We start from the raw sequence: 25,251 nt of genomic DNA, 5'->3' as shown, positions 1-25,251 counted from the left end.
CCTATGGGTCTGTTTAACGCCGTCATGGCGCTTTCGGGCATGATCGACACGGATGTAGTCGAGGATGAACGCCTTGCGCGTCATACGAGTTATCGTATCGGCGGCAAGGCCGACCTCTTCGTGACGTGCCATAGCTATCATGCCCTTCGTCGTGCCGTGGCAGTGCTCGACCGTGAGCAGGTGCCGTGGGTCATTATCGGCAAGGGATCTAATCTGCTCGTTGCCGATGCGGGCTATCGCGGCGCTGTCATTTCGCTGGGGCGTGAGTTTCAGCGCACCGTTGTTGCCGAGGACGGTTGCACGCTGACCGTTGGCGCGGGCGTTATGTTCGCACGTTTGGTCAACGATGCCCTGTCGCGCGGGCTTTCGGGCCTTGAGTTTGCGGTTGGCATCCCCGGCTCGGTCGGCGGCGCCGTATCTATGAACGCCGGTACGCGTACCGAGTGGATAGGTTCGCTTGTCGAGGATGTGGTCACGTTTGACCCGGCATCCGGCATTAAGCATTATGCGGGGTCCGAGATTGCCTGGGGCTACCGTGAGTGCAGCCTGCCGCGTAACGAGATTATTCTCGAGTGCGTGCTTAAGCTCAAGCCTGCGCCTAAGGCCGACATTCGCGAGCGTATGGAGCGGTACCTGACGAGGCGCAAACGCACGCAGCCCATGGGTCGCGCTTCTTGCGGGTCGGTCTTTCGCAATCCACCCGACGCGAGCGTTGGCAAGCTGATTGAGGATTGTGGATTAAAGGGTTTTTCGGTTGGCGGTGCGGAAGTTTCGCCCGTACACGCTAATTTTATCGTTAATAACGGTACCGCCTCGGCCGACGACGTGGCCGCGGTTATCAGGCATGTGCACGGAAAGGTGAGGGAGGCGTATGGCATCGAGCTCAGACCGGAAGTCAAATTCCTCGGCTTCTAGAGCATCGAAACCTACCTTCCGCCGCGCCGGAGGGCGTTCCGGCGCACCCATCCAGCCTCAACGCAAACCCCCTGTGTCCCCCAAGCCCGCTGGATCCGTACGGTCCGCCAAACGTCCGGTCGTCGGCTCGCAACTTGGTGGACGCCCTGCCGCAAAAAAGACGGTTCACCCGGCTCCGCGCCCCTCGGTGACGTCTAAGTCGGCGATGGGTGCCAAGCCCTCTCGCCCCATAGTGACGCCCAAGCCCTCGCTGGGGGCTAAAGCGACGCATCCCGGTCGTACGTTGGGCGCTGCCAAGCCGCGCTCGTTGACGTCGGTGCCCGCCACTAAGGCACCTGCGACCAATAAGGGTATCAATCCGCTGTCGTCGCTTGGCGCCATGGCGAGTAAGACGTCCGAGGCCGCCTCTGCCGTTAAGGGCAAGGGCAAAATCGTGGGCGGTATCTTGGCGGCTGTGGCCGTGCTTGCCGTCGTTGCCATCGTCGTTATCAATTCCGGCCTGTTTGCCGCTACCGATATTCAGATCGAGGGCAGCGAGCATGTGACCAAGCACGATGCCATGCAGCTGATCAGTCTGCCCGAGAACACATCGCTCTTCAACGTAAATCCCGACCAGATTACCGAAGATCTCAAGCAGAACCCGTGGGTTTCGGGCGTGGACGTTCAACGGCAGTTTCCCCACACGCTCGTCATTACGCCGACGGAGCGCAAGGTCACCGCGATCGCTTATATAAGTTCCGACGATCTTGCCTGGGCCATCGGCGACGATGACACCTGGATCGCACCGCTTTCGACCTCTGTGGAGGTGGACGACCAGGGAAATGTCGTCACTTCGGGTGAGGGCGCCAACACATTGAGCGGTATCGATGCTGCGTTGGCGCTGGCCAAGCACTACGGGGCCGTGCTGCTTACCGATGTCTCGGCTGATGTCGAGCCGGTCTCGGGGCGGGCTGTTTCTTCCAAGGCCGTTAAAGCGGGCCTGGATTACGTGCGTGGTTTTTCCGGCGAATTCTTGGCGCAGATCAAGGATATTTCTATACCTTCGGTCGAGGCCATCTCGGCGAATCTTGATAATGGCGTTGAGGTCTCGCTGGGCGATTCTGATGATATCGCCAAGAAGGAACGCGTCGTGACCAAGCTTCTGTCGCAGGTAGAGGGCGTAACCTACATTAACGTTCGGTCTCCCGGCAACTATACGTTTAGAAACGCACCGACCGCTTAGCGTCGGTGCGTGGCTTTGTTGAGGGGCCATACCACGCCGTTTATCTGGTTTGTTTGGTTTTCACGGTCAATTATTTGACTGATACGTTCATAATGTGCAAACATAATACGGTTTACCTTTGCATTTACTTTCAACCTGAAGGTTAATGTGCGCAGGGGTCAACCCATGCTATGGCTATAACCTTTGTTCGGAGGACCGACATGCACGAGACAGAGATCAACAACTACCTTGCCGTCATTAAGGTGGTCGGCGTCGGCGGCGGCGGTACCAACGCGGTCAATCGAATGATCGAAGAGGGCATTCGTGGCGTCGAGTTTGTTGCCATCAACACCGATGCTCAGGCGCTCGCGATCTCTGATGCCGATATCAAGGTCCACATCGGTACCGACCTTACCCGCGGCCTGGGCGCTGGCGCCAACCCCGAGGTTGGTCGCAAGGCTGCCGATGAGTCCCGCGATGACATCGCCGAGGCGCTCGCTGGCGCCGACATGGTGTTCATCACCTGCGGTGAGGGCGGTGGCACCGGCACCGGCGCCGCTCCCATCGTTGCCGATATCGCGATGAACGAGGTCGGTGCGCTGACCGTCGCCGTCGTGACCAAGCCCTTCACCTTCGAGGGCCGCAAGCGTAAGAAGAGCGCCGAAGAGGGCATTAAGACCCTTTCCGATTGCGTCGACACCATGATCGTTATCCCTAACGACAAGCTGCTCGACATCGCCGAGAAGAAGACCACCATGCTCGAGGCCTTCGCTATTGCCGATGGCGTCCTTTCCCAGGGCACCCAGGGCATCACCGACCTCATCACCGTCCCGGGCATCATCAACCTGGACTTCGCTGATGTTAAGACCATCATGAAGCAGGCCGGCACCGCCATGATGGGTATCGGTACTTCTTCTGGGGACACCCGTGCCGTCGACGCCGCCCAGCAGGCTATTTCCAGCCCGCTGCTCGAGAGCTCTATCGATGGTGCTACGCGCGTCCTGCTCTCCATCGCCGGCTCCAAGGATCTGGGCATCCAAGAGATCAGCGACGCTGCCGACGTTGTCGCCAACGCCGTCGATCCCGAGGCCAACATCATCTTCGGTACCGTTGTCGACGAGTCCCTGGGCGATCAGGTGCGCATCACCGTTATCGCTACGGGCTTCTCCGACTCTAATGTCAACCGTCAGGACGAGCTCTTCGCTGCCCAGCAGTCCCAGAGCAAGGCTTCCGTTGTCGAGCCTCAGCGTACCGCTCCCGCTGCAAGCTCTGCTCAGTCTGCCCCGACCCGCAACGTCGGCGGTACGGAACTTCCCAATTTTGGTAACGACCAGTTTGAGCTTCCCGACTTCCTTAAGCGTGGTAGCTTCTAGTTCGTTTTTCTCAACGACCTGCACGGGGTGTATCCATTTGGATGCACCCCGTTTTGTTTCTCGTTTGTAAACGAAAGCCTCCAATCTCTTTACGTTCCCCTTACGTTTGGTCCCTACCGCTGCGGGTATCCTTTTGTAGAAGTATGGCAGCCGTATGGCACGGACTGCTGCGGCTTGGCCGCGATACTTGTGTTATTAGGAGGCTTTAGTATGGCAGCACGTGCGGACAACGTTTCGCGTGTCGACCATGATGGAGTTACGTTGGTAGAGGGCGCGACGCACGATGTCCGCTTTGCCTTCACCGAACGCACTGGCGGTGTTTCCGAAGATGCGTACTCCTCACTCAATCTGGGCTCGCATGTTGGCGATGACCCCTTTGCCGTTCAAGAAAATCGTCGCCGCGTACTCGAGGCCATGGGTGCCGCCGAGTGCGAGCACAACCTGCTTGTCCCCAATCAGGTACACGGTGACAATGTCGTGACGGTGACCTCGAACGGCGCCGATGATCTCGAGAACATTCGCGAGCAGATTGCCGAGGGCTGCGATGCCCTCGTCTGCACGGCGCATGAGGTGCCCGTGATGCTTTGCTTTGCCGATTGTGTTCCCGTTGTGCTGGTGGCTCCCGGCGGCTTTGCCGTGGTGCATTCTGGCTGGAAGGGCACGATTGCGCGCATTTCCGCCAAGGCGTGCCAAGCGCTCTGCGAGGCGGCTGGCTGCAAGCCAGACGACATCTCTGCCTATATTGGGCCCCATATCCTGGGTGACGAGTACGAGGTGTCCCAAGAACTTATGGACCGCTTTGCCTCCGAGTTCGCGTGCATCGATGCTGCCGCTTCTCGTATGCTCGATCTTTCCGCCGCCATTCGCGAGGCGCTGATGGACGCCGGCGTCGAAGCGAACGGCATTGTGGACGCCAAGCTCTCCACCGTTCGTCAGAACGACCGCTTTTATTCCTACCGCAACGAGGGCGGCACCTGTGGGCGCCATGCTGCGATCGGCGTGATGCTATGAGAAAGATCGCATCGGTCCTAAGCGCGGCAGTGCTCACGCTTACGCTGTGTGCCTGCTCCTCGGGATCTTCCACGTCTTCTATCACCGTGGCCGGCTCGACCACCTGCCTTCCCATTGCCGAGATTGCGGCCGAGGGCTTTAAGGAGGAGACCGGCACCGACGTGCTCGTCTCTGGCCTTGGCTCTTCTGCCGGTATCGAGGCCGTCAGCAACGGCACGGCTGACATCGCCAGCTCGTCTCGTGGCCTCAATGCCGACGAGCAGGATCTGGGCCTGACCCCGATTGTGATCGCGCACGACGGCATCGCAGTCATCGTGAACGACGATAATCCGGTCGACAACCTCTCGACCGAGCAGCTTCGCGACATATACGCCGGTAAGATTACCAACTGGAAGGAAGTCGGCGGAGAGGACCTGAAGATTCAGGTTATTAACCGCGATGAGGCATCCGGTACGCGCGAGGCCTTCCGTACCATCGTGATGGACGGCACGCCGTTCGATCGTCGCTCTGCCGTTCTTTCGGGCACGGGCCAGGTGCGCGATGTCGTGTCCCGTTCGCGTGGTGCCATTGGCTACATCTCGCTGGGTTTTGTCGAGAGCCTCAACGCTAAGACTTCGGTTAAGGCTGTTTCGGTCAACCATGTCGAGGCATCCGAGAAGACGGTCGCAAGTGGCGGCTACCCCATCTCGCGCGACCTTTACTTCTTTGTGAAGGGTACGCCTTCGCAGCGTGCACAGGACTACATTGACTATGTGACGTCGGAGAAGATGGACAAGCAGATTCGCGAGGCGGGCTTTATTCCCGTCACCAACGACGGAAAGGGGAGTGAGTAGCATGGAAGCACAGGAACCCCCCCAGATTGAGCGAGAGGCTCAGGCGCCCAAAAAGCGTGAGTTGGCGTTGGTGTCGCGCAGCACCTATCTCAAAGAGAAGGCGCTGCAGTGGATTTTCTTTGCTTGCGCGTTCTTGGCGGTCGTTACCGTCATCCTGATTTTTGTCTTTACCACGTACTCGGCGTTGCCCGTCTTTACCGACATCGGTCTGGCGGACTTCTTTAGCTTTACGTGGGCGCCCTCCGAGGGCCACTACGGCATCATGTCGCTGCTGGCGGGCTCTGGTCTGGTGACGGTCGGTGCGCTCGCCATGGGTGTGCCCCTGGGTGTGGGCACGGCCGTGTATCTGGTCGAGATCGCCGGCAAGCGCGTGCGCAGTCTCATCAGCCCCGCCGTCGACCTGCTGGCGGGTATCCCCTCCATCATCTACGGTTTCTTTGGCATGGTCATCATCCGTCCGTTTATCGCGCAGCTGACCGGCGGTCTTGGCTTTGGTGCGCTGACAGCGTGGTTCGTGCTCGCCATCATGATCGTTCCCACCATCACCACGCTCACCATCGATGCCCTCAATTCCATTCCCATGGGCATTCGCGAGGCATCCTATGCCATGGGTGCCACCAAGTGGCAGACCATCTACAAGGTCGTGCTGCCTGCAGCCAAGTTGGGCATCGTCGATGCGATTGTCTTGGGCATGGGTCGTGCCATCGGTGAGACCATGGCCGTGCTCATGGTCGTTGGCAACGCTCCGGTCATCCCGGACAGCATCTCGAGCCCCATCTCGACGCTCACGAGCCAGATCGCGCTCGACATGAGCTATTCCTCGGGCCTGCACCGCTCGGCTCTGTTTGGCATGGGCGTGGTCCTGTTTATCATTTCCGCCGCATTGGTGGGCATCGTCCGTCTGATTTCCAAGAAGAAGAGGGGGTAGGCTATGTCCGATTCCGTTGACACGACGGTCGATACGACCTCGTCGCGCGAACGCATCAAGCGTGCCCTTTCCCATGGTAAGAAGGGACGCATCAACAAGGATCTGTCCAACAAGATTATGCTCGGCGTGTTTCGCGCCGCGGCCTATATCACCACGCTGGTGCTGGTCGCCATCATCGCCTACGTAGTTATCAACGGTCTGCCGCACATCTCGCTCGACTTTATCTTTGGCTGGCCGCAGGGCGTAAACGCCGAGGGCGGCATTTGGCCCACTATCGTCTCGACCGTCTACGTGACGGCGCTCGCCATGCTCATCTGCACGCCAGTTGCCGTCTTGGCTGCGGTCTATCTGGCTGAATATGCCAAGCAGGGCAAAGTTGTCGACATCATTCGCTATGCTGCCGATGCCCTGGCCTCGGTGCCCTCCATTGTTATGGGCCTTTTTGGCTACGCCTTGTTTGTCGAGGCCATGGGCCTGGGTCTTTCGATGGTTTCGGCCGCCCTGGCGCTCGCACTTCTGATGCTGCCCATTGTCATGCGTACCACCGAGGAGGCAATCCGCGCCGTTCCGCGCTATATCCGTTGGGGCGCATATGGCCTGGGTGCCACCAAGTGGCAGGTCGTCTCCAAGATCGTGCTTCCTTCGGCTTTTGGCCGCATCGCCACCGGCATCGTACTTGCCATCGGCCGCGCCATCGGCGAGACCGCTGTGGTGCTCTACACCATGGGCCAGGCCATCAACCTGCCTATTTCGCCGCTCGATTCCGGTCGCCCCATGACCGTTCACCTTTATCTGCTTGCCAATGACGGCATCAACATGAACGCAGCCTACGGCACCGCGCTTTTGCTGATGGCGATTATTCTGGCCTTCAACCTGTTTGCGCGTTATCTGTCGCGCAAGCGCCGCTAGTTAAGGAGTCCCATGTCCGTCTATCAGTCCGCTCCCACGCTGGAGCAAGCGGCCATCACGGCCAAGGATTTCAACTTTTGGTACGGTGACTTTCATGCGCTGACGGGGCTCGACCTCAACATCGCCAAAAACGCCATTACCTCGTTTATCGGCCCTTCGGGCTGCGGCAAATCGACGTTTTTGCGCTGTATCAACCGTATGAACGACCTTATCGAGGGCACGCGCGTCGAGGGCACCATGACGCTCGACGGCAACGATATCTATGCCGAGGGCGTCGACCCGGTCGACCTTCGCCGCCGCGTGGGCATGATTTTTCAGCAGCCCAACCCGTTCCCTAAATCCATCTACGAGAATGTTGCTTTTGGCCCTCGTCTGCAGGGCGTGACTAGCAAAAGCGACCTCGATGACATCGTGGAAGAATCGCTCAAGCGCGCCAACCTCTGGAAAGAGGTATCCAATCAGCTCAACAAGGATGGTTTGGCGCTCTCGGGTGGTCAGCAGCAGCGTCTGTGCATCGCGCGTGTGCTCGCGGTGCAGCCCGATGTCCTTCTGATGGACGAGCCCTGCTCCGCCATCGACCCCACGTCCGTCTCCAAGGTCGAGGATCTGATGGCCGAGCTGGCGCCCGAGATGACGATCATCATCGTCACACATTCAATGCAGCAGGCAGCTCGCATTAGCGACTACACCGCCTTCTTCTTGCAGGAGGTTGCCGGCGAGCCCGCCACGCTCATCGAGTATGGTCAAACCGACGCGATCTTCACCAGCCCGGTGGATTCGCGGACGGAAGACTATATCACCGGCCGCTTTGGCTGATCGGTGCGACTAGTCCCAAGCCGATCGGACCTGGTCCGGTGCGTATTCACTGTGCGGGCGGCATGACCGCACCCAACTGATTGGAGTGAACCATGCGCAAACTGTTTTCCCGTCAGCTCGTCGAGGCTCGTCACGAGATGTTGAGCATCTACGAGGCTGTAGACCTGGCTCTTCACGACGCCGTGAAGGCCTATGTGACCGACGACCGCAAGCTCGCCACCAAGACCAAGAAGCGCACGCTTTCGATTGACGCGCGCTGCGCCAACCTGGAGGCCGTGTGCTACAACCTGATCGCTACGCAGTCGCCGGTCGCCTCCGACTTCCGCTTGCTGCAGACAATCATCTACGTCGACTTTAACCTGCAGCGCATGACCGATAAGGTTCGCCAGATCTGCCGCGCCACGCGTCATATGGTCAAGGCCGATATCTCGCTGCCCCAGGAGCTCGTCGGTACGGTTGAGGCCGAGGCCGAAGCCGTATACCAGGTGCTGGGCTCGTCGCTTTCCGCGCTCGTCACCAACGACATGTCCATCATCTGCAACCTGGCCGTCGAGGACGAGCCGGTGCATGCGGCCTATGAGAAGTTCTTCCGTACCTTCAACCGCATGGACGCGGGCGAGTTTATGGACGACGACAGCAACTATGACGATCTGCGCCGCGCCATCATGGTTTCACGCTACCTCGATCGCATCGCCTCGATTTCCATCGATGCCGCCTGCCGTCTGACCTTCCTTTTGACCGGCCAGCGCATGAACGCCGGCGATATCGCCCGTACGGACGAGGATGAGCTCGAGAGCATGCGCGTACCTTCGGGCGAGGGCGTCATCATGAGGCCCGCTGTCGATGCGCGCTTTGTTGCCAAGGTGCCCGCTAACGAGGTGAGCGAGGGTCTTCGCTACCTGCTCGAGCACCTCGAGGACGAGGACGATACCGAGGATGACGAGGAGTAGGGTAGCTCCGTTCGTCGAAAGATTGTAAATACCTAAGTGAGCGCGGCCTTGCACATGCAGGGCCGCGCTCTTGCGTTAGCATGGGACTACTTGTATGGCTGTTAGCGGAGGCGATTGGCAATGGATAATTATTTGGACTTGATGCGCGCTCGCCGCGAGCAGATTCTCGAACGCTTTTATGCCGCACTCGATCGCGCGGGGCGTTCTCACGATGCCGCCCGCCTGATTGCCGTCTCCAAGACCGTTGGCGTCGATGAGACCGTTGCCGCCATCCAGGCAGGGTATCGTCATTTTGCCGAGAACCGTCCGCAGGAGCTTGTTCGCAAGCTTGCGGGGCTGGCGGAGCATCCGGAGCTGCCCGAGGTGCGCTTCGATATGATCGGTAATCTTCAGACCAACAAGATCAATGCGGTGCTGGGTGCGGCCGAGCTGATTCATTCGGTGGGGTCGCTTCATTTGGCGCAGGCTATCTCGAGCCGTGCCGTCCGCAAGATTGAGGCGGGCGAGCTTGCCGGTCCTCAGCATGTGCTGATCGAGGTCAATGTAAGCGGCGAGGAGTCCAAGGGCGGCTTTTCGCCCGATGAGGTTCGTGTCTCCGCCGGCGAGCTTGCGGAGCTTGAGGGAATTTGTGTGCAGGGGCTTATGACCATGGCGCCCCGGGGGAATAAGGATGTGGCGCGCCGCACCTTTGCCGGGCTGCGTGAGTTGAGGGATGAGCTGGAGACGGCACACCCCGATCTGTGTCTGCCTGAGCTATCTTGCGGCATGAGCGAGGACTTTGAGCCTGCCCTTGAGGAAGGCTCGACGCTTGTTCGCCTGGGCAGGGTAGTATTTAGCCCGGAGTTTGAAGTAAAATAAGAGCCTGAAGTGCGCGCTGATTGTCAGAGCGCCTGCATTAGACCGTGAGAGGACACAACCATGGGTTTCCTTGACGAAATTAAAAATAAAATGCACCTAGGCGGCCAGCAGGGTTATGACCAGGGTTATGGCCAGGATGATGACTACGGTTACGATGACGGCTATGACGACGGCTATCAGAACAACGGCTACAGCGGTGCTTCGGGCGAGGGCTTCTACACGCAAGATGAACCGAGCAATGGACTGCTGGGGCAGACACGCCGCGGAGAGGCTGAGTCGGTTGCTGTGTACACGCGTTCCGGTCAACTGATCGGCGACGACTCCCGTCACGCTACGACGTACAATCCGCCTTCGCGCTCTCAGGATGCCGCTGCGGGCGGTTATCGTCCCGGCGCCTATGACACGCCGTCAAGCTACGCCGAGAACGCTCGGGTCCGCGCTGCCGCTGTGCCCGCTCCTGCTTCAACGCCGAGCGATGCCTCTGCCTATGCGAGCAATATCATCAACGCCACGCCTCAGTTGCCGGCCTACGTTCTTCGTCCGGAGAGTTATGACGACGTGGAGACGGTCGTGCGCCGCGTGCGTACCAAGCAGCCTGTCGCGCTGATCTTTGTGGGCGTTCGCACCGAGGTCGCCAAACGCGTCCTGGACTTTAGCTATGGCTTTGCCTGCGGCCTGGGCGCTTCGGTCAAAGAAGTGGGCGACCGCGTGTTTATGGTGCTGCCCGCCGGCTGCGAGGTCAAGGATTCGGATCTTAAGAAGCTTCGCGCCGACGGCTATCTCAAGTAAAGACAAGGTGAGGAGATTCCCATCAACATCTACACCATCGTTCAGCTTGTCAACACGCTGTTTAATTTTTATTCCACGTTGATTGTGGTCTACTGCTTTATGACGTGGATTCCCATGAAGCAGGGTGGTTTGCTACAGGATATCGCGGCGGTGCTCGACGGCGTTTGCGGCCCTTGGCTCAACCTGTTTCGCCGGTTTATGCCGCCGATGGGCGGTATCGATTTTTCACCGGTCGTTGCGATTATTGCGTTGCAGTTGGTGCAGAAGCTGATTCTGCAGCTACTTATAGGTATACTCGTATAGGACTGGCTCAGTAACCTATGTCGGGCGCTTAGCGCCAAGGCGATGATAAAGGAGAACTTGTTATGGCTATTACCCCTGCTGACATCCAGGCTCAGACCTTCTCTGAGGCCAAGCGCGGCTACGATCCCGCCGAGGTCGACGTCTTCCTGGAGACCCTGTCCTCCGAGGTCGACGCTATGCTTGCCAAGATCGTTGATCTTAAGGGTCGCCTGACCGCCACCGAGCAGCAGCTTGCCGATACGCAGGCTCAGCTTGCGCAGGCCCAGGATTCTGCCGCTCAGGCTGCCCCTGTCGCCACTCCCGCTCCCGATTTCTCCGCTCAGGAGCGTCAGATTTCCGCCGCTCTCATTGCGGCTCAGCAGACCGCCGAGGCGATTGTCAACGACGCTAACGAGAATGCTGACCGCATCCGCAACGAGGCCGACGCCAAGGCCCGCGAGGTCATCCGTCAGGCCCTGACCGAGAAGCAGGCCGAGCTCGAGGAGATTGACCGTCTGAAGGCTTCCCGCGAGGAGTTCAAGGCCGAGTATCTTAAGCTCATTCAGCACTTTATGGACGATGCTCAGAATTCCTTCCCGGCCGATCTGCTGGCTTCTACGCCGGTCGGTTCCGCGGCTTCTCCTGCCGTGACCATGCCTGCTGCCGAGCCGCTGCCTGTCGCTGATCCGGTTGTCCCCGTGGCCGACCCCTTCGCCCCGATTGACAACTTTGCCGCGGACGACCTGGACTAGCGCCAAAACTACAATCTAGCTCTTAAAAGGAGCTCGCGCTTGCGAGCTCCTTTTTTGTAGCTGTATACGGGTTGGGAAGCAAAACGCCGAGCTCTGCGTGCGATAGGGCAGAACTCGGCGAACGCTTGAGCGGTAAAAGGTAGATTTTAGGGCATGGGCCAAAAAACTACTTGAGGAGGAAATTGGATAGGGGAATGGTGCGGGCCTCGCGATGCTCGGGGTCGGCGATATGGTCGGCGGGATAGCCGCAGACGAGCATGTGGTAGGGATAAACGCCCTCGGGCAGGTTGAACTGCTCGCGGGCTAGCTCGGGCTTAAAATGGCATACCCAGCACGTTCCCAGGCCCTGTTCCTCGGCCTCCATCATCATTTGATCGCAAGCAATCGAGGTGTCGATAGCGCTGGAGTTCATCTGATCATAGGGACGCACCCAAGCATCGTTGGTAACGCTGCAAACGAGGAAGATGAGCGGAGCGCCAAAGATGGACCCATCACGAGCAAACCGAGGCTGACAAGCAGCTGCCTTTTCCAGAAGCTCAGGCGTATCCAACACCATCACACGGGTTGGATGATTATTGCAAGCAGAAGGAGCAATGCGCCCAGCCTCAACAATGGTATCCACCACAGCCTGCTCAACAGAACGATTCTCAAACAAACGACAAGAATACCGAGACCGAGCCAGATCCATATACGACATACAAGCCCTCCAACAATTAAAATTCAAACAAACCCAAAGTAACCCAAAGAGTACCCAAAGCAGCAATCAGTCAAACGCTCACCAAGGGCCAAAGTGTCCGAGCGGGTACCAAAGGTCCCTTCAGCCAAACCCCCATTGCGCTAAAACTATCAGCCAAAGTTCCAATGGTGGTACACAAGGGAGCGGGCCCGACCACTGATAACCTTTTGAACGACTCTGCTTGCAGCCGGAGTGAAAAAAGGTTATCAGTGGTCGGGCCCGCGACCGGTGGGACGCGTACCCCCAATTAACTGTTCTTCATGACAATCGAATCCACGACATCGGCCACATTCTCGCAGCAGTCGGCGCAGTACTCCAAGAAGGCGTACACGTCACGCCAGGCGATGACCTCGAGCGGGTCCTTGCCGTTGACGTGCAGGTTACGCATGGCGTTGATGTAGAGTTCGTCGGCCTCGGACTCGATGGTGTTGATCTGGATGACGAGCTCGCGCAGCGTTTTGGACTTGCGGTAGTTGGGCAACTCGACCATCAGGTCCTTCATGGCGCGGCAGGCGTCGGTCACCTTGTGGGCGATCACGATGGCATCGGGGTGGATGCTCTGGATGTTGGTGAAGTAGAGGCGCTGTACGACGCCCTCAATACGGTCGAGCACGGTATCGAGCGAGCAGCTCATTAGGTTAAGGTCCTCGCGCTCAAGCGGGGTGATAAAGGCCGTGAGCAGGGCGTCTTCGAGCTCATGATGCTTCTTGTCTGCTGCATGCTCAATCGCATGCATCTTCTCGAGCATGTCGTGGATCTGCGCGGGGTCAAAGTTCTCAAAAATCTTGGTGAGCAGCTCGGCTGCCTGAACGGCGAAGTCGGCGCAGGCGACGTAGTTGTCAAAGTAGAACGAATCGGGTTTCTTTGCCATGAGTGATCCTTTCGGGGCGAAGACGGGTGGGCGAGGTAATGCGGTCCGGATGGACGTTCGGTTTGACTAGAGGAACATCATGAACAGCCTGGCCATAACAAAGCTGATGAGTCCACAGGCGGGGAAGGTGAAGAACCACGTGAACATCATGTCCTTGACCACGCCGAAGTTGATGGCCGAGAGGCGCTTGACGGCGCCAACGCCCATGATGGCGCAGGTCTTGATGTGCGTGGAGGACACGGGGATACCGGTGAGCGTGGCAAGCAGCAGGTTTGCGGCTCCTGCCAGGTCGGCAGAGAAGCCCTGATACTTCTCGAGCTTAACCATGCTCTGGCCGACGGACTTGATGATACGCTCACCGCCCACGCTGGTGCCGATGCCCATGGTGGCCGAGCACAGCAGCATGATCCAGATGGGGATGCCGGCGTCGCCGACGCCGGTCTGTCCGTTGGCAAAGGCGACACCTAAAAAGAGCACGCCGATGAACTTTTGTCCATCCTGCGCGCCGTGCATAAAGCTCATGGCCGCGGCGCTCGCGATCTGAGCATATTTAAAGAAGACGTTGGCACGTCGCCTGTTGGCGGCAGCGAAAAGAATCGAGACGAGCTTGCACAGGACCCAGCCCATGACAAAGCCCAGACCGATGGAGAGCGCCAGGCCGTAGATGACCTTCATCCACTCGTGGACATTGACGCTGCTGGCGCCGCCGAGGGCGATGGCAGCGCCGGTCAGACCGGCGATGAGGCTGTGGCTCTGCGAGGTGGGGATGCCAAAACGCGATGCCGTGGCGCCGTAGACGACGATGGAGAACAGGGCCGCGCAGAGGCACGCGAGCGCCATGGTGCTGTTTCCGCCAAAGTCGACGATATGGGAGATGGTGTTGGCAACGCTGGCATTAAAGTGCGTCATGATGAGCACGCCCAAAAAGTTGAACGCGGCACTCATGAGAATGGCGGCGCGGGCGGGCATGCAACGCGTGGTGACACAGGTCGCGATGGCGTTGGGCGCGTCGGTCCATCCGTTGACGAAGATGGCGCCGAGCGCGAGGAACACGGTGACGGCAAGGACTGGGTTCGAAACAAGTTGGCCGAGGAAGGCTGAGAACGTTACGTCCATATATGGGCTTTCTCGAAGTTTGCAGAAACGTTACAAAAACATGATAAATCGTATCACCTCCTGCGGGTTTCTTTACCGAGTTCTGACGGGAGAAGTGAATTTTTTGGCACTAAAATTGAATATTAGCCCTGTTGACCGCGGGTGTTCTTTTTGCTAACACGCCGTGAGGACACGTGCGCTCGCTCCGACACCCCAAAACCACAGTCTGTTCGCTTTACAATATGCAAACATGCGTTCGATAATAGGGGCATGGAATATCGACAGACAGATGGCAAAACTCGGCGCGTGCACAAGCAGTATGTGGACGTCGTGGCCCGCATCCTCGCGGGCGGACAAGTTGTGCCGGTTACCGTCTGCTGGGTCGACGGTCGCTGCTTTACAATTGACGAGATTGTCTCGTCTACCGGTTTTGGCCTGACGGTTCACGGCATTCGTACGGCAACCTATAAGATTCGTTTTGGCGGACATACGACCGAGCTGTATCTGGAAGACCAGGCGCGTGAGCGACCGGATGGCTTACAGGCTCATCTGATGCGGTGGTGGGTGTGGGCGTTCGACCGCACACTCGAGAGTGAGCGCCGCGGGTAAGAGCGCGCCATTCGGGTACAATGGCAGGAATCTTGTCGCCTACGGCGCTGTCGCGGCGCTTTTTGAAAGGACGAAATTATGAACGATATCCAGGGCTATCAGAACGGCCCCATCGAGACCGGCGCAAGCCGTGCCAAGGAGATGTCGCCGCGCGCGTACAACCTTGCCATGTCTGCCCTGATCTTTTTGGGTTTTTGCGCTATGGGCGCTGGCGCCTACTTTACGGGCACCATGTCGTTTGCGCGCATGATGATGAGTGGCGCCGCCCTGCCGCTGGTCTTTGGCTCGTTTATCCTGACCATTGTCGGCATCGTCATGATGTCGGCCGCCGCCAGCAAACAGTCCGTGGGCCTGTCGCTCGCGGGTTACGCGATCTTTGCGAGCACCTTTGGTCTGACCGCGTCGTTTGGCCTTGCCAACTACGACCTGCCCACCATCAACACCGCCTTTATCGCCACTGCCGCCATCACCTTTGTCTTTGGCGCACTGGGCGTGACCTTCCCCAAATTCTTCCAGCGTGTGTACGGCATTGGTTTTGGCATTCTGCTTGCCACGATTCTGGTCGAGATCGTGCTGATGTTCATGGGCGTCTCGCAGACCATCACCGACCTGATCGTGATTGTGGTGTTCGCCGGCTTTATTGGCTACGACACCTATGTGGCCACGACGGTGCCGCCCACGCTGCCCAACGCCGTGCTCATGGCGTCCAACCTGTTCGTGGACATTATCAACGTGTTCCTGCGCATTCTGAACATCCTTGGTCGTCGCGACTAGTGCCAGATTGCAGCGGTGCTTGCCGCGCGCAAATCGATGCGAAAGGCGGTCCTTCGGGGCCGCCTTTTTTGTACGCGGCGGGGTATCATGGATGGGAAAAGCCGATAGCGGCAGCGACCGAGAAAGGTGACCACTTATGGCAGACGTCGACAACAGGAACCGTAACCGTAGGCCCAACCGCGCGGGACAGCCCAATCCCAAGCGCGAGGCCCGTGCCAAGGCCGCCGAGCGTCACGTGGCGACTGTGTCCGAAGCGTGCGCAAAGGATATCGAGCGCTCGCTTGCCGGCGTGCGCGAGTTCGAGGGCATGCCTGCCGGATTTGTCGCGGCGATGAAGGCTAAGGCCCAGGTGGCTGCTGCCGAAGAGCAGGTTGCCGATGAGTCTGAGGCCGCCGAGGTTGCGCCTGCCGAGACCGAGGTCGTGGCCGAGCCTGTGCCCGCAGAGGAAGCCACGGAGACCGAGCCCGCGCCTGCTGCCGAGGAGCCCGCTCCGGTCCTGCCCGAGGTCACCGTGCTCGACGCCTCTGCCACGCAGGCCATTCTGGATAACGGCCGAGGCTACGCGCAATTCTGCGACATGGCCGTACTCGCCTTTGCCTCGTTCACCAACCCGGGCGGCGGCTACATCCAGGGCTATCTGGGTCAGGAGGCCACGCTCTGTGCCGATTCGTATCTGTACAATGTGCTCGATAAGCAGCGCAAATGGTACGGCGAGAACCGTCGCCGCAACATCAACTGTGAGCTGTACCGCAACCGTGCGCTGGTGGTGCCTGCGGTGCGCTTCGACCGCAACCACGTGCATGCGTACGCCGACGTGATCGTTGCCGCTGCGCCCAACGCCAAGCGCGCTCGCCAGGAGTATCGCGTGGGTGACGATGCCCTGCTGGACGCCCTGCGCGATCGTATCCGCTTTGTGCTGGCCATCTGCGACGAGCTTGGTCGCGAGAAGCTCGTGCTGGGCGCCTGGGGCTGTGACAACAACGGCTTTGACGCCGAGGCCGTGGCCGAGCTCTTCCGCAAGGAGCTCGCATCGGGCGACTTTAAGGTCAAGCAAGTCTTCTTTGCCGTGCCCTCTACGCGCTGGGACGAGGATTTTGCCAAGTTCGAGCACGTGCTGGCAAGCTTCCCCGAGCGCAACGAGGAGTCCTATGCCCAGGTTGCCGCCCGTGCCGCGGCCGCTCGTGCCGCCGAGCAGGCTCATGCCGCTGCCGAGGACGACGAGGATGATGACGACTGGCGCAAGTATCTGTAATCGGTGCGCGCTGACAGATAGGTCGAGCCGGCGGGAGGGGCTGCTCCCGTCGGCTTTTTGCTGAAGGAGGGGTTTGCGATGAAAAACGTCCTGTGCTTTGGTGACAGCAAAACTGCTGGTGAAATCGTCAGCCAGGACAGCGACACGGAACAAGCGTACTTGGCGTTTATCTGCAAACGGCTCAAGCTGAATTTTAGGAAGCTGTCAGTAGAAGAACGGAAGTGGCTGAAAAAGATTGCGGAAAAATCCGACTTGCTGAAGAATCCAAAACCGCAGAGAGGACGAAGATAAAAAATGCCTGAACGGCGGTTCTGGTTTTTCAGAACCACCATCCAGGCATTTTGTTTAGTAATAGAAAAAGGTGCAGTTGATTATTGCGTATTGTCAATCTCTCTCAAACCGGGTAGTAAAAATACGGCAAGCGCAACGATGATAATGCCAATTCCGCAAATGACAAACCATTTCTCAACTCCCAGCCGCTCCGCCAGAGGCCCGGAAATGACAAGGCCAAACGGCATGGCGAGGGAAGCGGCGCTTGTCAGTAGAGAAAAAACTCTCCCCAGATATTCTGGTTTGACCGTTTCTTGAAAAATCGCATTTTGCACACCGTAAAATGGAGCGGAAATTCCCATAACAGTACAGCACACAACAAAGACAAGAAATGCGTCTGGCGGCAAAAGCCCGGAGAGCATATTGCTAACGCCCATCAGGAGAACGGAAAGACCGATGGTGTACCGCCGTTTCTTAAAACCGCCCCAAATGCTCAGAATGACTCCGCCAAGCAGCATACCAACCGCAAAAGCAATTTCAGCGGCAGAGGCATGGGCCGGTGTTCCTTTGAAGTATGACATACAGATGAGAGGAAAAAGCGTACTGATTGGCATATAAAAGAACATATAAATTACACCAATCCAGAGCAGAGCAAAGAGGCCCCTGTTTTGCTTTAATACCACATACCCCTCTTTCATATCCTGTAAAAACTGTTGTCTTTTCGTTTCTGGACATAGTTCAGGCGTTGGTATGGACGAAATCGCAACAGTCACACAGGCAAGGATTGCACCCACAATATCTAACAATATAATTGCATTAAGAGGCCAAACAGCATATAAAAACGCTGCGGCAGCTGGACTGATAATCGCACTTACTGCTTGCATGGTCTGCGTGTAACCAGCGCATTTTGTAAGTTCCTCTTTTGGCACAATCATAGGTGTTGCTGCGCTGAATGCTGGAGAATGAAAAGCAGTTCCCGCACTTCGGATTAACAGGACAACCATAATAGACCATACGGGCAATTCCATGTAAAACGCCACCAGCGCCAGAATACCGCCAGCGGCGGCAATTATCAAATCCGCACCAATCATTACGCTTTTACGGCTGTGCCGGTCAACAAAAGCACCTGCAAACGGGCCTAAACAGGCTTGCGGCAAAAATCCAATCAGTGTTGCCGCCGTCAATATGATTGCAGAATTAGTTTTCGCAACCAAATAAAAGATAATGGCCATTTGCAAAATACCGCTGCTAATAAAGGATATTGCTTGTCCGGCAAGAAGTGTAAAATAAGTTTTTCTCCATGAATTGTTGTTTTGGGTCATAATGCGAACCTCCTTTTTTATTGCATTGTTCCTTTGTTTCTGCAATAAAAAGCAGGCGTTGTCCCACAGAGAGGGCAGACGCCTGCATAACAACAAAGCACGAAAAAACACCACGATACAGTTCAAAGACTGCTCGTGTCAAACCTACGTGTTCCTTTGCATACGCACGCAAAAAAAGCCCACCATCATGTGGAAAGGTACTTCTACTTTTTATTGCTTATTAGCGTACACAAATTAACACACGTAAGCCTCCTTCCAATCTCAAACTGTCGCACAGTATAACACACATGCCAGGCGAGCCAGTCAACGGTCAAGATGAACGGCGCTTTCAGCGCCGCCGTTGACAGTCTCGCCCGTCTTTGCTAATGGGTAATCAAGGCGGGAAAGCCATTTTAGGGCTTTCCCGCCCATTTCAATTTTGGGAGAAGAAAGGCCCCAAAATGAACGAGTGCGGCCAAACACTTTTAGGGATTGGCCGCCTTGTCCACCCATCCAGCGGGGCGGCGGGGAACGGTCAAGGCCGGGCGTCAGCCCATTCATTTCAGCCTTGACGGTTTCCTGCCGTCCTGCTACTTTTCCCGGAGTGTGGCCACACATCTGGTCACGGTGTCCAGAGCTTTGGGACTTTTTGTCCCATAGGCCGGGGGCGGAGGACGAGGGACGGGGGCTTTCATAATACGCCCTGTCTGCTGCTGAAATCAGCCCTTTGTTTCCGGCTTACCAGCCCCAAACAAAGCCCTGCTTTCCTGCCGCGTCAAATGCCCTTGCCCTCCCCGGCGGCAACGGTATTTTCAGGGCAACGCCGACAGAGCGTATAACACACTACACTTTGCTCCGCAAAGTCGTGTGCCAAATGGGGCGCTGCCCCCTTTGGAAACCCCCGCAACAAACAGGTGCTATGCACCCAGCCGGGAGCATAGCGCCGTTTGTTGTCAGCAGCCCGTTTCACGGTCTGCGTGTAGTTCCTTGTAAACTGACCTATACCTATGGCTACGATCCGGCGGGCATGCGCGATGGCACCGCGGTGCGCTATGCGCACGATGTGCGCTGGTGCGGCGTGGCCCAGCGCGACCTGGGCGATATCGATTATCTGCACATGATGCCCGAAAGCCACGAGAGCCTGGGCCACGCCGTGGCAGCCAAGCTCCAAGAGATGCTCGGTCAGTAGCGCGACCCCAAACCACCACAAAGGGACAGGCGCCTTTGTGGTGGTTTGGGCGGTGGTTTTGGCTGCTGGCTTTTTAGTACTGCCACATGTGGTTGACGGGGCCGGAGCCCTTGCCCATGTTCAGGCCGGCGGCGAGAGCTCCTGTTAGGTAGGCCTTGCCGGCGTTGACGGCATCGGCAAGATCCATGCCCTGGGCCAGCGCGCAGGCGATGGCGGACGAGAGCGTGCAGCCGGTACCATGCGTGTTGTCGGTCTCGATGCGTTTGTGACGGAACCACGTGGTGAGCGGATCGCCCAGGTGGTTGCCCTCGTCATCGAGCGGCGCGGGCTCTGCTAGCACATCGTTGGCCTCGTTGACAAAATGCCCGCCCTTAACGAGGGACGCGCAGCCAAAGCGGCGGGTGAGGAGCATAGCAGCGTTTTGCTGTGTGCGCTCGGAATCGACCTCGTAGTCGAGCAGCGCCATGGCCTCGGGAATATTGGGCGTGATGACGGTCGCAAGCGGGAACAGGCGGCGTGTAAGCGCTTCGGCGGCGTCCTCGGCGATGAGACGAGCGCCCGAAGTGGCGACCATGACGGGGTCGACGACGATATTTTGTGCGTCCCAGGCGCTCAGGCGGTCGGCTATGACTTCGATAATCTCGGCAGAAGAAACCATGCCGATCTTGACGGCACTGGGGCGGATATCGTCAAAAACGGCATCGATCTGCGCCGCGACAATATCCGGGGAGATGTTCTGCACGGCGGTGACGCCTAGGGTGTTCTGTGCGGTGATGGCCGTGATGACCGTCTCGGCATACAGGCGGTGCGCCGTGATGGTCTTGATGTCGGCCTGAATGCCGGCACCGCCGCTGGAATCGGATCCTGCGATGGACAGGACGGCAGGTACCTTACTACGATCCATGTTCGCTCCCTTGTTCGGTCGGATTCAAATGGGTCTCCTGCCCGCATTATAAAGTTGCCCGGGCCGGCTGTATGCCGATCCCGGGCGGGTGGCGCAATCTTTACGTAAATGTAAGAAAATGTTCACACGTCAACAATTGACGAACGCCTTGTGGCCGATTATGGCTCCGGTGACGAGTTAGTCCTCCATGCCGAGGTCGATCGTCGTGCCCTCGAATACCTTGTTGACGGTGCGGACGGCGCACATCTTGCCGCACATGGTGCAGGTGCCCTCGGTGGCAGCAGGGGATTCCTCGTAGCGCTTCTTGCCGGTGACCGGGTCGAGCGCGCACGTCCACATGGCGTCCCAGTCGAGCTTGCGGCGTGCCTGGCCCATCTTGTCGTCCATGTCGCGGGCGTGGGGCACCTTTTTGGCGATGTCGGCGGCGTGTGCGGCAATCTTGGTGGCCATGAGGCCGTCGAGCACATCCTGGGCGTTAGGCAGGCATAGGTGCTCTGCCGGTGTCACGTAGCACAAAAAGTCGGCACCCGAGCTCGCGGAGATGGCGCCACCGATGGCTGCGGTGATGTGGTCGTAGCCCACGCCGATATCGGTCACCAGCGGCCCGAGCACGTAGAACGGGGCGTTGTGGCACAGGCGCTTCTGCAGTTTCATGTTGGCGGCGATCTCGTCGAGCGCCATGTGCCCCGGGCCCTCGACCATGACCTGGACGCCGGCGGCCCAAGCGCGCTTGCACAGCTTGCCCAGCTCGATCATCTCGGCGGTCTCGGTGGCGTCGTTGGAGTCGTAGAGGCAGCCCGGGCGGCAGGAGTCGCCGAGCGAAATCGTCACGTCGTACTCGTGGCAGATCTCGAGCAGCTCGTCAAAGTACTCGTAGAAGGGGTTCTCGTTGCCGGTGACCTCCATCCAGCCAAACAGCAGTGAGCCGCCGCGGCTGACGATGTTCATGAGACGGCCGGTCTCCTTAAAGGTTTTGGTGACCGACTTGTTGATGCCGCAGTGGATGGTCATAAAGTCCACGCCGTCCTCGGCGTGCGCGCGCACGACCTCGAACAGGTCGTCCTTGGTAAGCTTGACAAGCGGCTTTTCCATGTAGCCGATGGCGTCGTACATGGGGACGGTGCCCACCATGAGCGGCGTCTCGTCGATGAGCTGCTGGCGGAATTGGCGCGTCTTGCCCGAGTTGGAGAGGTCCATGATGGCGTCGGCGCCAAAGTCCTCGGCGATCTTGACCTTCTTCCATTCCTCGGCGGCATCGGCCTTGTCGCCCGAGATGCCCAGGTTGACGTTGACCTTGGTAGACAGGCCCTCGCCGACGCCAAAGGCACGCATGCCCTTTTTGATATGCACGATGTTGGCGGGAATGGCGATGCGGCCGTCGGCCACGCGCTCGCGGATGTACTCGGGGTCGCGATGCTCGCGTTCGGCAACCTCCTTCATCTGCGGTGTGATTTGCCCGGCGCGGGCGAAGTCGATTTGCGTGACGAGCTTGGGCTCGGTCTGTGTGCTCATTGGCACGGCTCCCTTCGTTGGCATTACCCATATCAGGTTTGCGGGTCAGGGCGGGCGCGCCCAGTCTCAGCCTGCCGTCTTGTCCTGCAAGCTCCCCGTTTATGTGGTGGGCTCAAGTATAGCTCGAATGGGTACGATTGACGCGACGAGCATGCCCGCGGGGAGGCGAACATGGAAGACAAGCATCTGTATCGAGAGACGCAGTGGGATGTGTCGGCCGAGGAGAGCCGCGCCCATCATGGGCTGGTCGCAATTGGTTTCGCGATTCTTGTCGTGATGGTGATTGCCTGTTGTATCTGGACATTTGGCGGGCGTGGGGGAGTTTCCTGGACGTTTGAGGCGGACGATAGCCTGCCGATTATGACGGCGAAGGTCGCGGGTGGCAATACTGTTGCCGCGCCGGGCGACTATTGGTATCCGCGCGACAAGTTTGTGCAACTGCAGCTGAGCGGTGGTTCCATTCCTGGTGAAGAGATCGAGCGTGTGACCTTCGATGCGTCGCTTAGGACGCTGTCGGTCGAGCTCAAAAATCAGGGGGATGTACCCACGACCATGGATATAGCCCTGACGGAATGGCGCCTGGAGCCTCCGTCGGGTGTTGAGGCGTCCGAGGTGGAGCACGTTAAGGTTACCTACCAAGATGGCTCGACGAGCGAGATTGCAAAAGCTGACGGCCTGGCGGAATAGACGCCGTGCCTAGGCAGCACATTCAAAAGTAGCGGTAGTCCTACAAGGCCTGTTCGTTCAGGAAGACCAAAGTGTTTTTATTTGAAAGCTCGGGAAAGTAACGATAACCAACGTCGAACGCGGTGAGCCCGCTTACATCCTCGAACTTGTTTTCTGCCATCCAGCGCACCATGGAGCCGCGCGCTTTTTTGCTGGCGGTCGAGCGTTGGATGGGCTTGCCGTTGCGGATGCCTTCACCAAAGAGACATGTGACGACCGTGGTGTCGGTGGTGAGGCGGGTCAGAACGGCTTTGGCGTATTCCGCGCTGGCGAGGTTGACGATCGTGGCGTTGGAGCCTGCCGGAGCGATGACCCGTGCGAGCTTGTCGCCCCAAAACGCGTAGAGGTCTCGGGCATCGTCGACGGCAAGCTTCGCGCCCATCTCCAGCCGATACGGTTCAACGGCATGAAAGGGGCGTACGCATCCGTAAAGGCCCGAGAGGATCCACAGATGGTCTTGCAGCCATGCGAGCTGTGCGGAATCCATCACCTCGGGCGCCATGCTTTGGTATTGAATGCCGTGATAGGACATGACGGCAGGGGAGAGGTGACGGGCGAGTGCGGGATTGTCGAGATCGCCGCTTTGCAAGATGGGCTCGAACTCATGCAGGGTGTTGAGGCAGGGCCCCAGCAGTTTGTCACTCACGTTCCATAGCGCCTGCAGGCTGCCGCTGCCTTCATTCCGCTCGATATCTAGCAGTGCGCGGTGGAGGTGAGCCGTCTCGCGCGCAAAAGGTGGAATGCCCAGGACTTCAAAAGCATCTTGGGCCGCGCGCATCTGCTTGGCGGGCGAAATGATGACCTGCAGCATGGACTCTCCTCTGTCAAAAAGGAAGTTGCGGTGTAATACGGTCTGTTTTGGCCGTTTATGGGCCAGTTTAGTCCGTATCTCACCGCAACTGATGAAGGGTTGATTAGGCGCGCTCGATGAAGGCCTTGTAGCCGCGATAGGCCTCGTAGATATCGGCCTTGTTGGCGACCTCCCACAGGGCGTGCATGGACAGGACGGCAACGCCGGAGTCGATGACGTTCATGCCGTACTTGGCCATGATGTAGGCGATGGTGCCGCCGCCGCCCGCGTTGACGCGACCGAGCTCGCAGGTCTGGAAGTCCACGCCGGCCTCGTCCATAATGTCGCGGATGAGGGCCATATACTCGGCGTCGGCGTCGTTGGAGCCGCCCTTGCCGCGGCTGCCCGTGTACTTGTTAAAGCACAGGCCGCGACCCATAAAGGCTGCATTCTTGGTCTCGAACTTGCCGGCGTAGCCTGGGTCGAAGCCGGCGGATACGTCAGAGGAGAGCATGCGGCTGCGGGCGAGTGCGCGGCGCAGGGCCAGCGGGCTGCCCTCGCCGGCGAGCGTCATGATCTCGGCGACGGTGTTCTCGAAGAAGCGGCTTGTCATGCCGGTGGCGCCCACGGAGCCAATCTCCTCCTTGTCGACGATGAGCGTGATGCTCGTGCGCTCCACGTTGGCCACATTGATCTGGGCGAGCATGGAGGGGTAGGCGCAGACGCGGTCGTCGTGGCCATAGCCCAAAATCATGGAGCGGTCGAGGCCCATGTCGCGGGCGGGGCCGGCGGGCACGACCTCGATTTCGGCGGAGAGGAAGTCCTCCTCCTCGACGTCGTACTGCTCCTTGAGGATATCCAGGAACATCTGCTTGACGGGCTCGGTGGGGGCGTCTTTGTCGTCCTCGTCAAATTTTACGGGACGGCCGCCCACGATCACGTCGAGGATCTCGGCGTCGACGGCGTCCTTGGCGGGCTTGGACATCTGCTCGCTCGAGAGGTGGATCAGCAGGTCGGAGATGGTAAAGACCGGATCGTCGGCCTTGTCGCCGATGTTGATGTCGACGGTGGTGCCGTCCTTTTTGCAGATGACGCCCACGAGTGCGAGCGGGGAGGCCACCCAGTGGTAGCTCTTGACGCCACCGTAGTAGTGCGTGTCGAGGTAGGCCATGTCGCCGGCCTCGAAGGCGGGATTCTGCTTGAGGTCCAGGCGCGGCGAGTCCACGTGGGCGCCCAGGATGTTAAAGCCCTGCTCGAGCGGGGCGGTGCCCAGATTGACGAGCATAAGATCCTTGCCGTGGTTGGCGGCGTACACCTTGTCGCCTGCCTTGAGCGCGCGGCCTTCGGCGATCACGGTCTCCAGGTCGACGTATCCCGCCTCCTCGGCCATCTTGATGCCGGTCTTGACGCACAGGCGCTCGGTCTTGTTCTCGCTCAAAAACTGCTTATAGCCGCGGCAAAGCTCCTCGAGCTCCTCGATTTGCTGTGGCGTGTACTTTTTCCATGCGCAGGGACGCTCCATGACGCAGGCTCCTTTCGGATCGATCGTGCTGGTTGTTGTACCGTGAGCCATCGTATCACGCGCGGGCTCACGGTGGCGGGGGA

27 protein-coding genes are annotated in these 25,251 nt (G+C 58.7%); 19 read left to right on the top strand and 8 right to left on the bottom strand.

All coding sequences use genetic code 11. The annotated features are described in order from the left end of the window. Window positions 1-3: 3 nt before the first annotated feature. The 13 genes from murB to ACTQZF_RS03510 all read left to right on the top strand — a co-directional run bounded on the left by murB (window position 4) and on the right by ACTQZF_RS03510 (window position 11,617). Window positions 4-915: a UDP-N-acetylmuramate dehydrogenase gene (gene murB, locus ACTQZF_RS03570; RefSeq protein WP_154515248.1), complete on the top strand. Its 912-nt coding sequence runs from the start codon at window positions 4-6 to the stop codon at window positions 913-915. Between the two features lie 187 nt (window positions 916-1,102). After that, window positions 1,103-2,137 carry a cell division protein FtsQ/DivIB gene (locus tag ACTQZF_RS03565; protein ID WP_441016687.1) on the top strand — a complete coding sequence of 345 codons (1,035 nt, stop codon included), beginning with the start codon at window positions 1,103-1,105 and terminating at the stop codon, window positions 2,135-2,137. 200 nt (window positions 2,138-2,337) lie between these two features. Next, window positions 2,338-3,489, top strand: a complete 1,152-nt coding sequence (ftsZ, locus tag ACTQZF_RS03560; protein WP_427719199.1) for a cell division protein FtsZ — start codon at window positions 2,338-2,340, stop codon at window positions 3,487-3,489. Window positions 3,490-3,699: 210 nt separating this feature from the next. Next, complete coding sequence (locus ACTQZF_RS03555) at window positions 3,700-4,500, top strand: polyphenol oxidase family protein (RefSeq protein ID WP_441554567.1); 801 nt, start codon at window positions 3,700-3,702, stop codon at window positions 4,498-4,500. Next, window positions 4,497-5,333 carry a phosphate ABC transporter substrate-binding protein gene (locus ACTQZF_RS03550; RefSeq protein WP_427727615.1) on the top strand — a complete coding sequence of 279 codons (837 nt, stop codon included), beginning with the start codon at window positions 4,497-4,499 and terminating at the stop codon, window positions 5,331-5,333. Before ACTQZF_RS03555 ends, ACTQZF_RS03550 begins: the two co-directional genes overlap by 4 nt. A gap of 1 nt (window position 5,334) precedes the next feature. After that, complete coding sequence (gene pstC, locus ACTQZF_RS03545) at window positions 5,335-6,261, top strand: phosphate ABC transporter permease subunit PstC (protein WP_441554566.1); 927 nt, start codon at window positions 5,335-5,337, stop codon at window positions 6,259-6,261. A 3-nt stretch (window positions 6,262-6,264) separates the two neighbouring features. Further along, window positions 6,265-7,170 carry a phosphate ABC transporter permease PstA gene (gene pstA, locus ACTQZF_RS03540; protein ID WP_427727613.1) on the top strand — a complete coding sequence of 302 codons (906 nt, stop codon included), beginning with the start codon at window positions 6,265-6,267 and terminating at the stop codon, window positions 7,168-7,170. Between the two features lie 12 nt (window positions 7,171-7,182). After that, window positions 7,183-7,986: a phosphate ABC transporter ATP-binding protein PstB gene (gene pstB, locus ACTQZF_RS03535; RefSeq protein ID WP_089571588.1), complete on the top strand. Its 804-nt coding sequence runs from the start codon at window positions 7,183-7,185 to the stop codon at window positions 7,984-7,986. 92 nt (window positions 7,987-8,078) lie between these two features. Further along, window positions 8,079-8,936 carry a phosphate signaling complex PhoU family protein gene (locus ACTQZF_RS03530; protein WP_427719211.1) on the top strand — a complete coding sequence of 286 codons (858 nt, stop codon included), beginning with the start codon at window positions 8,079-8,081 and terminating at the stop codon, window positions 8,934-8,936. Between the two features lie 120 nt (window positions 8,937-9,056). Then, window positions 9,057-9,794 carry a YggS family pyridoxal phosphate-dependent enzyme gene (locus ACTQZF_RS03525; protein WP_441554565.1) on the top strand — a complete coding sequence of 246 codons (738 nt, stop codon included), beginning with the start codon at window positions 9,057-9,059 and terminating at the stop codon, window positions 9,792-9,794. 60 nt (window positions 9,795-9,854) lie between these two features. Beyond that, the gene (gene sepF, locus ACTQZF_RS03520) at window positions 9,855-10,583 is read left to right on the top strand and encodes a cell division protein SepF (protein WP_154515266.1); all 729 of its coding nucleotides are present in this window, start codon (window positions 9,855-9,857) and stop codon (window positions 10,581-10,583) included. Between the two features lie 15 nt (window positions 10,584-10,598). Continuing rightward, window positions 10,599-10,886 (top strand): YggT family protein, encoded by a 288-nt coding sequence (locus ACTQZF_RS03515; RefSeq protein WP_441041719.1) that lies wholly within the window; start codon window positions 10,599-10,601, stop codon window positions 10,884-10,886. 62 nt (window positions 10,887-10,948) lie between these two features. Further along, entirely contained in the window at window positions 10,949-11,617 is a 669-nt protein-coding gene (locus ACTQZF_RS03510) for a DivIVA domain-containing protein (protein ID WP_154515270.1), read from the top strand. Between the two features lie 166 nt (window positions 11,618-11,783). Here the strand turns inward: ACTQZF_RS03510 and ACTQZF_RS03505 are convergent, their stop codons facing one another. The 3 genes from ACTQZF_RS03505 to ACTQZF_RS03495 form a co-directional block, all read right to left on the bottom strand. Further along, window positions 11,784-12,314 (bottom strand): nitroreductase family protein, encoded by a 531-nt coding sequence (locus ACTQZF_RS03505; protein WP_441554564.1) that lies wholly within the window; start codon window positions 12,312-12,314, stop codon window positions 11,784-11,786. A gap of 286 nt (window positions 12,315-12,600) precedes the next feature. Further along, window positions 12,601-13,224 (bottom strand): DUF47 domain-containing protein, encoded by a 624-nt coding sequence (locus tag ACTQZF_RS03500; RefSeq protein ID WP_427719219.1) that lies wholly within the window; start codon window positions 13,222-13,224, stop codon window positions 12,601-12,603. 66 nt (window positions 13,225-13,290) lie between these two features. Further along, window positions 13,291-14,340, bottom strand: coding sequence for an inorganic phosphate transporter (locus ACTQZF_RS03495; RefSeq protein ID WP_427719222.1), 1,050 nt, complete (start codon window positions 14,338-14,340; stop codon window positions 13,291-13,293). A gap of 285 nt (window positions 14,341-14,625) precedes the next feature. Here ACTQZF_RS03495 and ACTQZF_RS03490 point away from each other — a divergent pair, with 285 nt between their 5' ends. The 4 genes from ACTQZF_RS03490 to ACTQZF_RS03475 all read left to right on the top strand — a co-directional run bounded on the left by ACTQZF_RS03490 (window position 14,626) and on the right by ACTQZF_RS03475 (window position 17,245). Then, entirely contained in the window at window positions 14,626-14,928 is a 303-nt protein-coding gene (locus ACTQZF_RS03490; protein WP_441554563.1) for a hypothetical protein, read from the top strand. 78 nt (window positions 14,929-15,006) lie between these two features. Continuing rightward, window positions 15,007-15,702: a Bax inhibitor-1 family protein gene (locus tag ACTQZF_RS03485; protein ID WP_154515280.1), complete on the top strand. Its 696-nt coding sequence runs from the start codon at window positions 15,007-15,009 to the stop codon at window positions 15,700-15,702. A 136-nt stretch (window positions 15,703-15,838) separates the two neighbouring features. Then, window positions 15,839-16,954, top strand: a complete 1,116-nt coding sequence (locus ACTQZF_RS03480) for a TIGR02452 family protein (RefSeq protein WP_441536850.1) — start codon at window positions 15,839-15,841, stop codon at window positions 16,952-16,954. A gap of 78 nt (window positions 16,955-17,032) precedes the next feature. Further along, window positions 17,033-17,245: a hypothetical protein gene (locus tag ACTQZF_RS03475; protein WP_441540647.1), complete on the top strand. Its 213-nt coding sequence runs from the start codon at window positions 17,033-17,035 to the stop codon at window positions 17,243-17,245. A gap of 80 nt (window positions 17,246-17,325) precedes the next feature. Here the strand turns inward: ACTQZF_RS03475 and ACTQZF_RS03470 are convergent, their stop codons facing one another. Continuing rightward, entirely contained in the window at window positions 17,326-18,546 is a 1,221-nt protein-coding gene (locus tag ACTQZF_RS03470) for an MFS transporter (RefSeq protein WP_002584949.1), read from the bottom strand. Between the two features lie 898 nt (window positions 18,547-19,444). On the opposite strand from ACTQZF_RS03470, the gene ACTQZF_RS03465 reads away from it, so the two are divergent. After that, the gene (locus ACTQZF_RS03465) at window positions 19,445-19,714 is read left to right on the top strand and encodes a hypothetical protein (protein WP_441540648.1); all 270 of its coding nucleotides are present in this window, start codon (window positions 19,445-19,447) and stop codon (window positions 19,712-19,714) included. A 73-nt stretch (window positions 19,715-19,787) separates the two neighbouring features. On the opposite strand, the gene thiD is transcribed toward ACTQZF_RS03465, so the two are convergent. Next, window positions 19,788-20,618 (bottom strand): bifunctional hydroxymethylpyrimidine kinase/phosphomethylpyrimidine kinase, encoded by an 831-nt coding sequence (gene thiD / locus ACTQZF_RS03460; RefSeq protein WP_427719233.1) that lies wholly within the window; start codon window positions 20,616-20,618, stop codon window positions 19,788-19,790. 177 nt (window positions 20,619-20,795) lie between these two features. Next, window positions 20,796-22,130 carry a phosphomethylpyrimidine synthase ThiC gene (gene thiC, locus ACTQZF_RS03455; protein WP_441554562.1) on the bottom strand — a complete coding sequence of 445 codons (1,335 nt, stop codon included), beginning with the start codon at window positions 22,128-22,130 and terminating at the stop codon, window positions 20,796-20,798. A gap of 171 nt (window positions 22,131-22,301) precedes the next feature. Between thiC and ACTQZF_RS03450 the strand changes: the two genes are divergently transcribed. Beyond that, a complete protein-coding gene (locus ACTQZF_RS03450) occupies window positions 22,302-22,817 on the top strand; it encodes a hypothetical protein (protein ID WP_441053950.1) in 516 nt (171 codons plus the stop codon). 40 nt (window positions 22,818-22,857) lie between these two features. Here the strand turns inward: ACTQZF_RS03450 and ACTQZF_RS03445 are convergent, their stop codons facing one another. After that, window positions 22,858-23,667, bottom strand: coding sequence for a YaaA family protein (locus tag ACTQZF_RS03445; RefSeq protein ID WP_441554561.1), 810 nt, complete (start codon window positions 23,665-23,667; stop codon window positions 22,858-22,860). Between the two features lie 103 nt (window positions 23,668-23,770). Continuing rightward, on the bottom strand, window positions 23,771-25,168 hold the full coding sequence (locus ACTQZF_RS03440; RefSeq protein WP_441536913.1) for an aminopeptidase: 1,398 nt from the start codon (window positions 25,166-25,168) through the stop codon (window positions 23,771-23,773). Window positions 25,169-25,251: the final 83 nt, after the last annotated feature.

This window comes from Collinsella sp. LCP19S3_H3 (genome assembly GCF_052119145.1).
Taxonomy (GTDB): Bacteria; Actinomycetota; Coriobacteriia; order Coriobacteriales; family Coriobacteriaceae; genus Collinsella.
This window is presented reverse-complemented; position numbering and strand designations above follow the sequence as displayed.

What these genes read in the sequence shown, in the direction of transcription:
- murB (WP_154515248.1), top strand. Translation starts at nt 4, where the DNA reads ATGGGTCTGTTTAACGCCGTCATGGCGCTTTCGGGCATGATCGACACG.
- ftsZ (WP_427719199.1), top strand. Translation starts at nt 2,338, where the DNA reads ATGCACGAGACAGAGATCAACAACTACCTTGCCGTCATTAAGGTGGTC.
- ACTQZF_RS03555 (WP_441554567.1), top strand. Translation starts at nt 3,700, where the DNA reads ATGGCAGCACGTGCGGACAACGTTTCGCGTGTCGACCATGATGGAGTT.
- ACTQZF_RS03550 (WP_427727615.1), top strand. Translation starts at nt 4,497, where the DNA reads ATGAGAAAGATCGCATCGGTCCTAAGCGCGGCAGTGCTCACGCTTACG.
- pstC (WP_441554566.1), top strand. Translation starts at nt 5,335, where the DNA reads ATGGAAGCACAGGAACCCCCCCAGATTGAGCGAGAGGCTCAGGCGCCC.
- pstA (WP_427727613.1), top strand. Translation starts at nt 6,265, where the DNA reads ATGTCCGATTCCGTTGACACGACGGTCGATACGACCTCGTCGCGCGAA.
- pstB (WP_089571588.1), top strand. Translation starts at nt 7,183, where the DNA reads ATGTCCGTCTATCAGTCCGCTCCCACGCTGGAGCAAGCGGCCATCACG.
- ACTQZF_RS03530 (WP_427719211.1), top strand. Translation starts at nt 8,079, where the DNA reads ATGCGCAAACTGTTTTCCCGTCAGCTCGTCGAGGCTCGTCACGAGATG.
- ACTQZF_RS03525 (WP_441554565.1), top strand. Translation starts at nt 9,057, where the DNA reads ATGGATAATTATTTGGACTTGATGCGCGCTCGCCGCGAGCAGATTCTC.
- sepF (WP_154515266.1), top strand. Translation starts at nt 9,855, where the DNA reads ATGGGTTTCCTTGACGAAATTAAAAATAAAATGCACCTAGGCGGCCAG.
- ACTQZF_RS03510 (WP_154515270.1), top strand. Translation starts at nt 10,949, where the DNA reads ATGGCTATTACCCCTGCTGACATCCAGGCTCAGACCTTCTCTGAGGCC.
- ACTQZF_RS03505 (WP_441554564.1), bottom strand. Translation starts at nt 12,314, where the DNA reads ATGTCGTATATGGATCTGGCTCGGTCTCGGTATTCTTGTCGTTTGTTT.
- ACTQZF_RS03500 (WP_427719219.1), bottom strand. Translation starts at nt 13,224, where the DNA reads ATGGCAAAGAAACCCGATTCGTTCTACTTTGACAACTACGTCGCCTGC.
- ACTQZF_RS03495 (WP_427719222.1), bottom strand. Translation starts at nt 14,340, where the DNA reads ATGGACGTAACGTTCTCAGCCTTCCTCGGCCAACTTGTTTCGAACCCA.
- ACTQZF_RS03485 (WP_154515280.1), top strand. Translation starts at nt 15,007, where the DNA reads ATGAACGATATCCAGGGCTATCAGAACGGCCCCATCGAGACCGGCGCA.
- ACTQZF_RS03480 (WP_441536850.1), top strand. Translation starts at nt 15,839, where the DNA reads ATGGCAGACGTCGACAACAGGAACCGTAACCGTAGGCCCAACCGCGCG.
- ACTQZF_RS03475 (WP_441540647.1), top strand. Translation starts at nt 17,033, where the DNA reads ATGAAAAACGTCCTGTGCTTTGGTGACAGCAAAACTGCTGGTGAAATC.
- ACTQZF_RS03470 (WP_002584949.1), bottom strand. Translation starts at nt 18,546, where the DNA reads ATGACCCAAAACAACAATTCATGGAGAAAAACTTATTTTACACTTCTT.
- ACTQZF_RS03465 (WP_441540648.1), top strand. Translation starts at nt 19,445, where the DNA reads ATGCACCCAGCCGGGAGCATAGCGCCGTTTGTTGTCAGCAGCCCGTTT.
- thiD (WP_427719233.1), bottom strand. Translation starts at nt 20,618, where the DNA reads ATGGATCGTAGTAAGGTACCTGCCGTCCTGTCCATCGCAGGATCCGAT.
- thiC (WP_441554562.1), bottom strand. Translation starts at nt 22,130, where the DNA reads ATGAGCACACAGACCGAGCCCAAGCTCGTCACGCAAATCGACTTCGCC.
- ACTQZF_RS03450 (WP_441053950.1), top strand. Translation starts at nt 22,302, where the DNA reads ATGGAAGACAAGCATCTGTATCGAGAGACGCAGTGGGATGTGTCGGCC.
- ACTQZF_RS03445 (WP_441554561.1), bottom strand. Translation starts at nt 23,667, where the DNA reads ATGCTGCAGGTCATCATTTCGCCCGCCAAGCAGATGCGCGCGGCCCAA.
- ACTQZF_RS03440 (WP_441536913.1), bottom strand. Translation starts at nt 25,168, where the DNA reads ATGGAGCGTCCCTGCGCATGGAAAAAGTACACGCCACAGCAAATCGAG.